The organism is Rhodohalobacter sp. SW132, from assembly GCF_003390325.1.
In the GTDB taxonomy this organism is placed as follows: Bacteria; Bacteroidota; Rhodothermia; order Balneolales; family Balneolaceae; genus SW132.
In genome coordinates this window covers 15,422-28,179 of the sequence record NZ_QUOK01000014.1, presented here as the reverse complement: position 1 = coordinate 28,179, position 12,758 = coordinate 15,422, and the positions used below count along the sequence as shown (strand labels likewise).

Sequence of the window (12,758 nt, the reverse complement as noted above, 5' to 3'; positions counted from 1 at the left end):
TGAGCTTAAGGGTACTAAAAAAGCGCTTCAATTTCATTATGGTATTGTTAAACCTCGATATATTTTCTTCTATAATTCTGCGATTTAAGCTTTTGCAACTTTTTATGGCGCAATCCATTCGCTTTGCCACTCCTCTTCCGAATTCAGGCGCTGGCTTTTCACCGCAAGGTGCCCATCCTTGGTTAATTGAAGCACTCTCACCTGGTAAGCCCTACAGATGATCACAGCGAAATTCGTATTATCCTTCTCATTTTCCCATTGGTGGCCCTGCTCCGGTCCGTTCAATTTCTGACCCGGTGGAATCACAGCCGCATACTCTTTTCGGCTATGGGCCGGTACATCCTCCCACCGGTCATCAGCTACCCGGTTTCTGTAATGTACTTCAGTTTTAGCATCCACCCGAACCTGCAGCCCGTTTTCTGCATCCCAAAACAGAGCCGATATATTTGGAAATTTTTGAATCTGTTGCACTTTTGGGGATCTGAAATCGGTATAAAACTCAAATTCCCACCCCGCACGGAACGCCCGAAGCACCACCATACGGCTGTCTGCAGATCGGCCGCCGGTTTTCACCGAAGACAGGTTGAAAATCCTGAAAGGGTGCCCCTCCACTTTGCCAGCTTTGATAAAATCATCATTTAACTGTTTTAGTATATCGTCGGGGGATTGTGTTGAACGTATTGGCATGATATTTACGTGAACTGTTATGGAACTGTTGACTCTTATTTAAGTATCTTGATTCAGGCAAAAACTCTGTTAATTTACAGCAGCCATCATACTTTTGATATTAATACAATAATCCGGGTTTGCAACCATGAAACACATTCTGACCTCCGCAATTCTGCTCATTTTTCTTTCAAGCTGCGCAGCATTGCGTGATGCAACCGACGTAAGAGAACCGAGTGTTCAGTTTTCTGATATGTCCATTCAGTCAATCACCTTCGACGGCGTAACCCTGCTGTTCGACTTTGATGTAACCAACCCAAACCGGATGGGAGTTTCGGCTGACAGCTATAACTACGAATTCTTTATTAATGATGAATCGTTTATCTCCGGTTCGCAAACCGAACGCATTGAGGTGGGCAGGGAATCTACCACCACTGTTCAGGTTCCTGTTTCGCTGTCGTTTACAAATGTATATGATTCATTTCGGTCTTTGCTGAACCAGGATGAATTTTCCTATAAAATAGACACCGACGTAACCTTCTCACTTCCCGTAATCGGCTCCAGAACGGTTCCGGCTGAAGCATCAGGCACCCTTCCGATACCCCGGGTTCCGCAAATTTCGTTTGGAGGTTTTGATATGAAAAGTATGTCGTTTTCAGGTGCAGAGGCGGAAGTTACGTTTCGGGTAAGAAATCCCAATGCATTTGGTATTGTGCTCGCCGGGGCCGATTATGCACTGCAGGTTAACGGCCGAAACTGGCTTGATACCGAATTGGGTGAATCGATTCGCGTCGCTGCATCCGAAAGCCGCGATATCACCATACCAATCCGCCTGAGTTCATCCCAAATGGGATCTGCCCTGGTTGAAATGATTGGCGGGCGAAAAGAGTTCGAATATAAACTGACAGGAACGGCAGAAATAGCGGCCGACCTCGAAGGATTTGTAGACGGCCAGACCATTCCATTCGACCTTGAAGGAATTTTCAATATCGACGATTTTTAATCACACCTCTAACTGAACCATCCTTTAAATGAAAACACTTTTCCTATTTCTGTTTACATCGCTACTGCTCGCAGGGTGCAGTTCTGATGCGCCAAGCGCCCAGAATCAACAGACTGAAATTCCCGATAACCATTACTTTGCTGAACCAGACTTAAGCGGAGATGAAATTGAAACTGAGTTGCACACCATCATCATTGAAGATGTTGTTGAAGGCCTGAGCACACCCTGGGGCATGGCATTTCTCCCCGATGGAAAAGTGCTGATCACAGAACGTGGCGGTACCATCCGGGTTGTGGAAGACGGTCAGCTTCGCAGTGACCCTTTGTCCGGTGTGCCTGATGTGGTTGCCAGGGGTCAGGGCGGTTTACTCGACATTAACCTGCATCCTGATTACGAAGAGAACGGCTGGATCTACTACAGTTACTCCAAACCGGGCTCAGGAGGCACCACCACATCCATTGAACGTGCACAGCTGGACGGCTATGAACTTGTAAATCACGAAGAGATCTATACCGGAAATCAATTTACCAATGCCGGACACCATTTCGGCAGCCGTATTGAATTCGACGGTGAAGGGTATCTATATTTCTCGATAGGCGACCGTGGAGATATGGACACGGCACAGGATATCTCAAACTCCAACGGAAATCTTTTCAGGCTGCATGATGACGGCTCAGTACCTGACGACAATCCGTTTGTCGGAGAAGATGGCCTCGATGAAATTTTCGCGTATGGCCTCCGGAATATCCAGGGAATGACGGTTCATCCCGAAACCGGTGTGATCTGGACCAACAAACACGGTCCGCGCGGAGGGGATGAAATTAACGTGCATGATAAACCGGGAGCAAATTACGGCTGGCCCGAAATCACACACGGTGTTAATTATAATGGCTCCATCATAACAGAAGATACTACCCGCGCCGGAATGGAACAGCCTGTGATGCACTGGACCCCGTCTATCGCCCCATCCGGAATGGATTTTGTGACCGGTGACCGATATCCAAACTGGACTGGAAATATTATGAACGGAGCGCTTGCTGGTCAGCTTATTGCCCGAACCGAACTTGATGGTGACCAGTTTGTGCGGGAAGAAAGAATCCTGGAAGGAATCGGGCGCATTCGTGATGTTCACATGGCCCCTGATGGTTACATCTATTTCGCCAACGAATCGGAAGGAAAAATAAGCCGGATTGTACCAGTTGATTGATGATATTTGATTTCGTCCAGGCCTCAATTGCCGAATCGATATCCAAAAGTTGAGATATATTCTCGTCATGCCGTGCCCCGACTCGGCATCTCCCATTTACGATCCATCGGACGAATCAGCAATTAAGGAATAATTCCATTCGCAGATGGGAGATCGCGGGGTTAATTCCCGCCAAGACAATTCACCTGAAATTTTTAAACTACTATAAGTCATCCCGCCCGGGATGACTTATTTTTTGCAAAACCCTGCACCCTGCACCCTGCACCCTGCACCCTGCACCCTGCACCCTGCACCCTGCACCCTGCACCCTGCACCCTGCACCCTGCACCCTGCACCCTGCACCCTGCACCCTGCACCCTGCACCCTGCACTACTCCTTCATCGCATGATCCAGATCTTCAAGGATATCATCCACGTGCTCAAGTCCCACGCTGATGCGAATAAGTGTATCGGGCGTGATTGACCCTTCGCCTTCACTGCTAACCCGGTGCTCCCATGTGCTCTCCACGCCGCCCAGGCTCGTCGCGCGTTTGATCAGTTTTGACCGACCAACGATTCGTATCGCCTCATGCGCATCACCCTCAATCAGAAACGAAATCATACCTCCATAAGCGGACATCTGCTTTTCAGCAATTTCGTGTCCGGGATGAGATTCCAGTCCGGGATAATACACATCCGCAACTTTAGAGTGATTTTGCAGAAAATCCGCAACTTTTGCCGCGTGTTCGTTATGCCCTTTCATCCGGTAGGCGAGTGTTCGAGTACTCCGGCTCAGCATCCAGCAATCCTGGGGAGAGGGCACGGCACCTCCAATCTTTTGAATCAGGCGGATCTGATCGAATAAGTCATCATCTTCAGCAGAAACGAGCGCACCGCCAAGGATATCGCTGTGCCCGCCAAAATATTTTGAGGTGGAATGAAGCACCAGGTCTGCTCCCAGCCGAAGCGGAAGCTGATTCACCGGGCTCGGCCAGGTATTATCTACCAGGGTAAATATTTTCTGTGAACCGGAATGCGCTTTTGCCAACTCAGCAACTGCTTCGATATCGGTGATCCTCATCATCGGGTTGGATGGTGTTTCAATCCAGATCAGCCGGGTTTCCGGTTTGATATGTTCTTCAATCCGGTTCAAATCTGTCATTTTAATAAAATCTGCTTTCAGGCCCCATCGCAGCATGATGTCGGTGACCATTTTTCGGTTTCCGGCATACACATCTTCCGGAATGATGATGTGATCTCCCGGTTTAAGCGCCTGCAAAACCGCACTGGCGGCAGCGATTCCGGATGAAAATGCGGCAGCAGCTTTTCCTTCTTCAAGAGTTTCGATCAGCTTTTCAAACTGAAGGCGGTTCGGGTTGCCGAGCCTGGTGTAATGTAAATCGTTTACATTTCTCCCATCGGCATCGATTTCAAAAATGGTACTTGGAGATATAGGAGGAATAACCGCTTTTGATGGGTTGCCGATATCCAGGCCGGTGTGAATCGCTTTGGTTTCGAATCGCATAAGAAGAATTTAGTAAACGTGAATTCAGAGTTAGTGTGAGTCAGAGTTGAATTGATGTTGTAGAATTCAAATCCGACAGAACAAAATGTAACGAAAAGATGCAGACCTCTGCAGAAATATCTTTAAATGGAACCTTTTTTCGATTACACGCTCAAAATGGAGTAATTCTTTCTTAATATTTTTATAAATCAAGCTAATAATCAATCATTAAACATATGATACTATGCATTATAGAGTCCATATATGATAAAAAAATGATTCCTGAACATTCCATTATTATTTCCGTAACCCGTTTTAATGTTATATAGTGGCGCATAAGAGGGTGTCCTGAGGTTGTTTAGGAATCTGTCAATCATCTGTTAAAAGATTATAACCGTTCATGTGGGCTTTGTTGTGAATTGTTTTGCTATTTTTCTGTGAGTAAAAATTCTATAGTTCTGGAAAATATAAAAAAGCAAATGTACGCCTGAGATCAGAACATTCCCCATTTGGGAATGTAACCGGATCAGAAATAACAGGCATATGACCCAAAGGCAGAGAGTTTATTTATGTCTAAATCAACATACAGTAGCACAAAAAAATCAAAGCAGATGTACAGAAAAAATACATTTTACACTATTCTTGCCCTCCTGGTTATGGTGACGATCGCGTCGTGTGAGAACGATATGTCGATCAATTCCGGTGAGATGAACGGGGAGAATCTCCAGCCTGAACTGAGCATGGTGAACGGTGGCGAAAATGCATCGATCACATTAAATCGCAGCGATAATGCTTATTATATATTAAACGTAAATAGCACGGGGCATAATGCACATCTTTCAACTGGCACGAGGAACGGCTGGCTGCATTCAATAACTAATGATTTTGAAGATGAAGTAACCCTGGAAAATGTAGCGCTCTTTACCACATATAACGAAGAGTACTGGAAACCAGTAAATTACTTACTGAATGAACGGCAAAAAATGAAAGCCTCAGACACTGAACTCACCTATCGTGACTTTCAGGCTGCAATTTGGTCGCTAATCGGCCATAGTGGGTTTAATATAGATGATGCCAGCCCAGATCAGCTTCCCGAGGGGATGAAAGAAAATGGCGCTGCGGGATATGATACAGAGAGAGTTAAAAACCTGGTTCAAAAAGCAGAATCGGGTGCGAATAGTTTTCATTACAGTTCGGATACACATTATGCCATTATCGCTACATCAGAAAATGAGGGAGACTTTGTTCTGATTGAGGAGGTTCCCATCGCAGTGGGCCTGGTAAATCTGTCAGATGAATATAATTTAACAGTTGCCTGGGATATTAATGATCACGGACAGATTGTCGGAGGAAATCATTTTTGGGATAATGAAAACGGACTCACCGTTATGGGGAATATTTTTGCTCGTGCGATGAATAACAATGGAGAAGTTGTGGGAACCCGTGGCAGAAATGCAGTGTATTGGCAAGCGGGCACCGGAGTACAGGATCTTTCAGGTCTTGGAGGAGACTCAAGTGAGGCAAATGATATCAACGAAGATGGCCAGGTTGTCGGTGAGATTACGACTGAAACACTGCTCTATTACGATGAGGATTTCGGCGAAGAGTACGATTATGAATTACAGGCTTTTGTATGGAGCAATGGTGACGATTCTAAAACCATTGGATCAGACGGCTGGGCAACAGGCATCAACAACGGCAGCTATGTTGTGGGAACGGATTATAACGTAAGCAACCGTGGATTTATCTGGAGTGAAGAAAACGGAATTCAGAGTCTCGGCTCATTCCATGGATTTAGTGCCGCACGGGCACACGCCATAAACAATCATAATGAAGTAGTCGGGTCCGTACTGGTATCCCAAAACGATAACAGCCGGTTTGCTTCATCCTCAGCTGATGCAGAACAGGCCATCACCAAAATTGAGCGAATTTTAAAGCGTGCCGGTGCGGGTGGTTCTTACGATTACGCCCATGTGATGGAAATGGTTCAAAACTCCACATTTCAGCGGGAGGCTTTTCCATGGAAGGAGAGCCTGGATCAATCTGTGTCGATCGAACTATCACAAATGGATCAAGCTATTCGCGGTAAAGCTGGTGCGGCAATGCAGAGTAGTTTCAGGTCAGAGGCGTTTATCTGGCATGAAGTTGATGGCATGATGAACCTGGGAACACTCGGCGGTTCATGGAGCACTGCTTGGGACATAAATGACAATGGACAGGTTGTTGGTTACGGCGATATTGGAAACGGACAGAACCGGGCGTTTTACTGGGATGAAGAGAACGGTATGATTGAACTGCCAACACTCGGCGGAAACAGCCTCGCTCGTGCCATCAACAACGAAGGTGAAATTGTAGGGTACAGCTATGATGATAACGGAAATTTCTACCCCGCAAAATGGAAGGTATCCATCAGGCAGAACTCATAAGAAAACAGTTTAAGTAGTGGTGACTGAAGGCGGGCAAAGCATGGATTATTTCACGCTTTGCCCGCCTTTTATATTTTCGCACCGCTTCAATGTTCTGTGTTAAAATATAACCGTGGCTGGTGCTTCCCATCTTGGCGATTTTCAAAGTAGAACGATGCGTGCAGCGGTCCCAGCGGATAGAGCGCAATTCCTTTGGTTTTCCCCTCTACCATTCTCTGCAGTACAGGTCGCGGAATATGAATTTGCACAGGTTGATCCATGGTTTCGGGCAGATCTATATCAATGATCATCTGCGGGTTTAAAACTCGATTCAGAGGCTGGCCGTGTGTAAAACTGTCGAATGTCACCTCATCTCTGTTCCAGGATGAATCACCGCCGAGAACTTCCACCAGGCGGACCTGGTCGTATTCTGGGATATCTGCTCCAACGGTTTTAGCAGTATGAAATGGCGTTAGTTCCAGCATTCCGTAACCCGACACATTCTTGTCTTTATATTCATCTAGCTCCCAGCGCATCAGAATCATTTTGGTGGCATCTGTGGTCAGTACTGAACGATTCCCAAAACGCCAGCCGCTCATATTTATACCGGGGAATTGACGGTCGATCATGCCGGCATCTGCTACCGGAACGGTATGCTCAAATTGGTCCGGTTCCGGCTCGGGCGGCGGGTAGACCACCTGTTCACCGTGATCGGGTTCCGCCTCATCGGTATTCACTATGTCTACTCTAAAATATTCCACTTCCAGCCGATAGATCTCATTGCCCCAATCCATCAGCGCAATGTGACCGTTTACCGTATCACCCGGGCGGCCGTCAAATCCGCTGGTGGTCATGCTTACGGTGTGCCACTTTGTTGTGTCTGGCAGATCAAACTCCACCAGGTGTGAATGAAAATCTGTGGTTCTTTGCGTGTTCAGGTGAAGGTTGATTCGCCTCGGGGCGTGGCTGGTTCGCACCCTTGCTTCAATCCGGAGTTCATAACTTGGGTCGGCAAGCTGTTCAAGATCAAGCTGCTCGGATACGGTGGTCTGCATAATAGCCCACCAGATATTGCGTCGGTCATTTGTGGCGTCTACAACAAAGGTAGCCGATCCGTTCTCAAATAAAAGATCGCTTTCCGCTTCACCATCGCCGGTTGGTGTTCTCCATTCGGTTGACGGGCTCGAATCAAACGTTTCCAGAAACTGTCCTGTTACAGGTGGATTTACAAGAAGGCAGGTAAAGGTGGTTAGAAACAGGAATTTTAGAAATGATGAACCCATGGAGAAGATTTAGTTAAGGTTGGAAGCGGTACCACAATTTATATATATTCAAATCGATTTATTAATTCAAATCTTATTGGAGATGGAATGATGAGGAAAACAGGTACAATTGCATTTTTATCGGTGGTTTTAACGATAACCGGGATGTTTAGTTCTGATATATTAGCGCAAGAAGGGCAGGATGTGTCTGATGAGGTGTTGCTGGAGCTTTATGACGGTGCTCGCGTGGCTGATGTTGTGGACGGCATGGTAACGGTTGGCTATATGGATGTGGGTGTGATGGACCCGATGATAGCGCCACTTTGGAAAGATGTACAGCAGATGAGCCACAGGATTTCCGGGATTGCGGTTACCGTACGATATGCGCCAACAAACCGGCCAAAGCATCCGGGGGCGGATCTTACAGACCCTGAAAACTACGAGGAGTACAGAAACTGGCGCGGCATGTGGTATAATGAGCTTTCCGACGAGCCTTTCCACGATTATATTAAAGAAGGTTCTGTTGTAGTGATCGATAACCGCGACGACAACGACACCGGTTCGGTTGGGTCGAAAAACATTATGGACTGGCAGAATATGGGATCGAGGGGAGTGATATCTGCCGGAGGAATTCGTGATATTGATGAGATTATCCTGCAGAAAAATCCCGTCTACACGAACTACTATGAGCGGGGAAGAGGTGAGCGAATCGGCAGAAATGAAGTGATTGATGTGCAGCGTCCGGTTGTAATTGGAGGCGCGCTGATCTACCCGGGAGATATGATTGTTGCTGATAGCGACGGCGTGGTTGTGGTTCCCCGGCGGGTAGCCGTGAGAGTGGGGCAGATTGCCTACCAGGAGCTTGTGGATGATATTGAGGGCAGAAGAACATTTTATGAAGACCTCGGCCTTCCACTTGACGATACCGTTCGGATTCGAGAGGAGCCCGAAGAGTTTTTCGAGCGCCTCGGACTGCCCCGTGACCCGAATCATCCACGGGATTAAGGAGTTACTCCTCTTCCGGCTTCACAACTTGAAATGGATCGTCTCCTACAACGGTGTGCCAGGGGCGGACTTCCCATCTTGTTACGACCCCGTGAATCACATACGGATCTTTTTTTGCAAACGATTCCGCGCTCTCGGGCGATTCTCCCTTGAATAGCAATATTGCGTTATCAGATGGATCTTTCAGCGCGCCGCCCAGGATTAAATCACCGCTTTCGTGTGAATCCCACGCAAGTTTCAAATGTTCATCGCGATGTTTTTCACGGCTTTCGAGATAGTCAGGGGCCAGTTCGTAAATCAGAAGGTAGTGCATGAATAAAGCTTCGTTAATTAAAATTCGTCATAACCTGAGTTCTATTCTTAAATTAGACGGATATCAAAAATCAGTCAAACAAGTGCGTTATCTCGCACTTGATGCGTGATCTACTGTCTTTAACAAAGGCAGGAGATGCCGGATCTAAGTCCGGCATGACATAAATGTTGACGAATTAACTTAAATAACGCCCTTGTTGGACTGATTTTGCAATTTTTTTAAATCGAATTCAGGTTCATAAAAGTACAAAACCACCGGCGATATTGATAAGCAAATTGTTCAGTGATTGGGAGAGAGCTCTGCGAAAGTTTTTTAACACCTCTGAAATGTATTTATACCGAAAAAAAGGATAGATTTACCCGGTAAAAAATAATCAGTCAAAACAATTTTATGCTTGTATATCTGAACGGTACCTATGTGGATCACACTGAAGCCAACGTTTCTGTCGGCGACCGCGGTTTTGTTTTTGGGGATGGAATCTATGAAGTGGTACGCGTGGTGGAAGGAAATTTTATCATGGAAGATGAGCATCTTTCCCGAATGGATGAAGGGCTTGAAGGATTGAAGATCACCCTGAGGGAAAGCCTGAAACGTGAGATTCCTGAAATCAGCCGTACGCTGATTGAAAAGAACTCGCTGCAAACCGGTGAAGCGAAAGTCTATATCCAGATAACGCGGGGCTCTGCATGGCCGCGAACGCACACCTTTCCGGAGCCAGAGGTTGAGCCAACGGTATATCTCTCTGCTGAATCTTTCAGTCCGCACACAGAGCTTCATAAAACGGGTGTGGATGCCATAACCGTATCTGATGTTCGATGGAGCCGCTGCAATCTGAAAACGGTGAATCTGCTGCCAAATACCCTTGCCAAACAGCAGGCAACAGAGGCCGGAGTAAACAGCGCCGTTATGATACGTGACGGAGCGATTACCGAAAGTCCTAATGCGAATATTTTCGGGGTTAAAGACGGAACACTCTATACCTATCCGGCCACACACTATATTCTGAGCGGCATCACACGAAATGCAGTCATCGGATTTGCTGATGAGCTGGGAATTCCGGTCAAATTTATGCCGATCCGTCTGGATGATCTTTTTGAGCTGGATGAGCTCTTTTTTTCAGGTACAACAACCGATATCCAGCCGGTGACGGAAGTTGACGGGAAAAAAATTGGCGGTGGAAAACCTGGCCCGGTTGTGAGAAAAATTCAGAAGGCATACAAAGAAATGCTTTACGGCAGTTAACAGTGTGTCAGAAATCAGTGTGTCAGTTTACAGTAATTTCTGACACACTGAACCCTGACCCACTGTAAAACTGATCAGCAAACGTTGCCGGATTCCGGATCGATGTAGCATCCGTCACCGCTGAGGCTTCGCTGCCATTTGAGTTCATCCTCAAGTTTTATAAGCCATTGTTCAATTTCCTTTTCTCCTGATATTCGCCGGTCACCATCCTCAATTTGCGGCAGAGTTTTATCGGTTTGATCTGATGTGTACATTTTGGATTGATAGGATAAAACCAAATCCTGGAACCGATCTTCAATGGCATCAGCATAGGAATCTTGACTCATTCGGTGAAGCGTAATCATGCCGGATTGAACTCAGGTTATCGTGATATTTGTGTAGACTTTATAATACGTCTCATTCACCAATAATATAATAGGTAGGTGCTTCGGGACCAACAGGGAGGCCAAGCCCAAATACCCAGAGGTAGAAGATTGCAATCCATCCGATTAGGAAAAAGATACTGTAAGGAAGCATCATCGCGATGATTGTCCCGATTCCAAGATCCCTATCGTATTTATTCGCAAAAGCGAGGATCAAACCGAAATAACTCATCATCGGGGTGATAATGTTGGTTACTGAATCGCCGATACGGTATGCGGCCTGGATCACCTCCGGGCTGTAGCCGATCAGCATCAGCATTGGGACGAAGATTGGGGCGGTTACGGCCCACTGCGCAGAAGCTGAGCCGAGCATCAGGTTTACCGATCCGGATACAAAAATAAATCCTATAAAAATAATCGGGCCGGTCATCCCGATATCCTGCAGAAAGTTGGCGCCTTTTACAGCAAAAATTTGCCCGAGATTACTCCATCCGAAATAGGCCACAAACTGAGCTGCAAAAAAGACGATTACTATATAAAGCCCGAGCGTTGACATCGCGTTCGACATGCCTTCAATTACGTCGCGGTCATCCTTCATGGTGCCGACCAGTCTCCCGTACACAAATCCCGGGATAAGAAAGCAGATGAAGATAAACGTTACGATTCCGTTAAGGAATGGAGAGCGGAGAATATCGCCTGTTTCCGGGTTGCGCAGAACTCCCCACTCGGGAACAATCGTAAGGGCAAGCAGCGTAAACATCACGAAAACACTAACGCCGGTCCAGGCGAGGGCGCGGAGTTCTTTTTTAGAAAGCGGATCCATCGAAACTTCATCAGACAGATCTTCCATCGCCATGCTTTCATCGTACGTGCCAAGTTTTGGCTCCACGATTTTGAGGGTAACAAACGTGCCCACAGCGGTTATTAAAAACGTGCTGATGAACATAAAGTAGTAGTTGACGGCGGCGTGAACCGTATAGTCCTCATCGATCAGCATCGCAGCTTCCTGCGTGAGTCCGGCCAGAAGCGGATCGATGGTCCCGATGAGAAGGTTTGCGCTGTATCCGCCGGAAACGCAGGCAAATGCGCAGGCAAGTCCGGCCAGCGGATGCCGGCCCATCGAATGAAAAATAACAGCGGCAAGGGGCACGAGCACAACATATCCCATTTCTGAGGCTGTGTTGGAGATGACCGCAGCGAAACAGATGGCAACGGTCACGAGGTTTTTAGGAATCAGGATAAAATTGAGCATCGGGCGGATCGGCACCATCAGAAGATGGTACACAAATCGAAAAGGCACCAGCACAATGTCGAGTGCTTTCAGAAGTGGGTTTGATGACTCAAAAATGCTTATTTGAAATCCGGATACCTTTTTTTTCGGTTTGAAAGATGCCGCTTTCAGTACGATTCCGCGAATACAGGCGCTGATCAGCCCGGAGTGTTCTGCCACCCCAACTCCCAGCAGTGCCACGAGTACCACACCAAGCGGGGCAAAACTCGTGAAGTTGGTGACCATATTCTCTACAATCATCCGGAAACCGTCGGCATTCATCAAACTGACCGGTTCGATGATGGTGTTGCCTTCGGGGTCGCGGGGATCAACGGCCGTCCAGTTAAGCCACTCTGCAAGGCCGCTGGCAAATACAACACCAATGGCAAAAATTGCAAACAGGGTAACGGGGTGCGGAAGCAGGTTTCCAAGCCATTCAACAAAATCTAAAAACCGGGTGAAAAGTGTCTTTTTTTCCTTTTCCGGACCCGGTGGATTGGGATCTTCAACTTTAGGATATTCGCTCATATGAAATCAAACT

The 12,758-nt window shown here is 46.9% G+C and carries 12 protein-coding genes; 5 read left to right on the top strand and 7 right to left on the bottom strand.

Annotated elements, in window-relative coordinates; all coding sequences use genetic code 11:
• Nucleotides 1-102: 102 nt before the first annotated feature.
• Nucleotides 103-687 (bottom strand): pyridoxamine 5'-phosphate oxidase family protein, encoded by a 585-nt coding sequence (locus DYD21_RS19415; protein WP_116038680.1) that lies wholly within the window; start codon nt 685-687, stop codon nt 103-105.
• Nucleotides 688-814: 127 nt separating this feature from the next.
• On the opposite strand from DYD21_RS19415, the gene DYD21_RS19410 reads away from it, so the two are divergent.
• Both DYD21_RS19410 and DYD21_RS19405 read left to right on the top strand, forming a co-directional pair.
• Nucleotides 815-1,669 carry an LEA type 2 family protein gene (locus tag DYD21_RS19410; protein WP_116038679.1) on the top strand — a complete coding sequence of 285 codons (855 nt, stop codon included), beginning with the start codon at nt 815-817 and terminating at the stop codon, nt 1,667-1,669.
• A 28-nt stretch (nt 1,670-1,697) separates the two neighbouring features.
• On the top strand, nt 1,698-2,876 hold the full coding sequence (locus DYD21_RS19405) for a PQQ-dependent sugar dehydrogenase (RefSeq protein WP_116038678.1): 1,179 nt from the start codon (nt 1,698-1,700) through the stop codon (nt 2,874-2,876).
• A 202-nt stretch (nt 2,877-3,078) separates the two neighbouring features.
• On the opposite strand, the gene DYD21_RS21170 is transcribed toward DYD21_RS19405, so the two are convergent.
• Nucleotides 3,079-3,246 carry a hypothetical protein gene (locus DYD21_RS21170; protein ID WP_158607380.1) on the bottom strand — a complete coding sequence of 56 codons (168 nt, stop codon included), beginning with the start codon at nt 3,244-3,246 and terminating at the stop codon, nt 3,079-3,081.
• Nucleotides 3,246-4,379: a PLP-dependent aspartate aminotransferase family protein gene (locus tag DYD21_RS19400; protein ID WP_116038677.1), complete on the bottom strand. Its 1,134-nt coding sequence runs from the start codon at nt 4,377-4,379 to the stop codon at nt 3,246-3,248. The genes DYD21_RS21170 and DYD21_RS19400 overlap by 1 nt, the downstream gene beginning before the upstream one ends.
• A gap of 590 nt (nt 4,380-4,969) precedes the next feature.
• Here DYD21_RS19400 and DYD21_RS19395 point away from each other — a divergent pair.
• A complete protein-coding gene (locus tag DYD21_RS19395; protein WP_158607379.1) occupies nt 4,970-6,784 on the top strand; it encodes a DUF3466 family protein in 1,815 nt (604 codons plus the stop codon).
• A gap of 86 nt (nt 6,785-6,870) precedes the next feature.
• Here DYD21_RS19395 and DYD21_RS19390 read toward each other — a convergent pair whose 3' ends face one another.
• Nucleotides 6,871-8,046 (bottom strand): hypothetical protein, encoded by a 1,176-nt coding sequence (locus DYD21_RS19390; protein WP_116038675.1) that lies wholly within the window; start codon nt 8,044-8,046, stop codon nt 6,871-6,873.
• 87 nt (nt 8,047-8,133) lie between these two features.
• On the opposite strand from DYD21_RS19390, the gene DYD21_RS19385 reads away from it, so the two are divergent.
• Nucleotides 8,134-9,030, top strand: a complete 897-nt coding sequence (locus DYD21_RS19385) for an RraA family protein (RefSeq protein ID WP_199535615.1) — start codon at nt 8,134-8,136, stop codon at nt 9,028-9,030.
• 4 nt (nt 9,031-9,034) lie between these two features.
• On the opposite strand, the gene DYD21_RS19380 is transcribed toward DYD21_RS19385, so the two are convergent.
• On the bottom strand, nt 9,035-9,343 hold the full coding sequence (locus DYD21_RS19380) for a YciI-like protein (RefSeq protein ID WP_116038674.1): 309 nt from the start codon (nt 9,341-9,343) through the stop codon (nt 9,035-9,037).
• 390 nt (nt 9,344-9,733) lie between these two features.
• On the opposite strand from DYD21_RS19380, the gene dat reads away from it, so the two are divergent.
• Nucleotides 9,734-10,585 (top strand): D-amino-acid transaminase, encoded by an 852-nt coding sequence (gene dat, locus DYD21_RS19375; RefSeq protein WP_116038673.1) that lies wholly within the window; start codon nt 9,734-9,736, stop codon nt 10,583-10,585.
• 74 nt (nt 10,586-10,659) lie between these two features.
• Here the strand turns inward: dat and DYD21_RS19370 are convergent, their stop codons facing one another.
• Nucleotides 10,660-10,911, bottom strand: coding sequence for a hypothetical protein (locus DYD21_RS19370; protein WP_147303652.1), 252 nt, complete (start codon nt 10,909-10,911; stop codon nt 10,660-10,662).
• 70 nt (nt 10,912-10,981) lie between these two features.
• Nucleotides 10,982-12,745: an AbgT family transporter gene (locus DYD21_RS19365; RefSeq protein WP_116038671.1), complete on the bottom strand. Its 1,764-nt coding sequence runs from the start codon at nt 12,743-12,745 to the stop codon at nt 10,982-10,984.
• Between the last annotated feature and the right edge of the window lie 13 nt (nt 12,746-12,758).

Bases quoted from the DNA above. Each gene is read 5' to 3' on its own strand.
- DYD21_RS19415 (WP_116038680.1), bottom strand. From the start codon at position 687: ATGCCAATACGTTCAACACAATCCCCCGACGATATACTAAAACAGTTA.
- DYD21_RS19410 (WP_116038679.1), top strand. From the start codon at position 815: ATGAAACACATTCTGACCTCCGCAATTCTGCTCATTTTTCTTTCAAGC.
- DYD21_RS19405 (WP_116038678.1), top strand. From the start codon at position 1,698: ATGAAAACACTTTTCCTATTTCTGTTTACATCGCTACTGCTCGCAGGG.
- DYD21_RS19400 (WP_116038677.1), bottom strand. From the start codon at position 4,379: ATGCGATTCGAAACCAAAGCGATTCACACCGGCCTGGATATCGGCAAC.
- DYD21_RS19395 (WP_158607379.1), top strand. From the start codon at position 4,970: ATGTACAGAAAAAATACATTTTACACTATTCTTGCCCTCCTGGTTATG.
- DYD21_RS19390 (WP_116038675.1), bottom strand. From the start codon at position 8,046: ATGGGTTCATCATTTCTAAAATTCCTGTTTCTAACCACCTTTACCTGC.
- DYD21_RS19385 (WP_199535615.1), top strand. From the start codon at position 8,134: ATGATGAGGAAAACAGGTACAATTGCATTTTTATCGGTGGTTTTAACG.
- DYD21_RS19380 (WP_116038674.1), bottom strand. From the start codon at position 9,343: ATGCACTACCTTCTGATTTACGAACTGGCCCCTGACTATCTCGAAAGC.
- dat (WP_116038673.1), top strand. From the start codon at position 9,734: ATGCTTGTATATCTGAACGGTACCTATGTGGATCACACTGAAGCCAAC.
- DYD21_RS19370 (WP_147303652.1), bottom strand. From the start codon at position 10,911: ATGAGTCAAGATTCCTATGCTGATGCCATTGAAGATCGGTTCCAGGAT.
- DYD21_RS19365 (WP_116038671.1), bottom strand. From the start codon at position 12,745: ATGAGCGAATATCCTAAAGTTGAAGATCCCAATCCACCGGGTCCGGAA.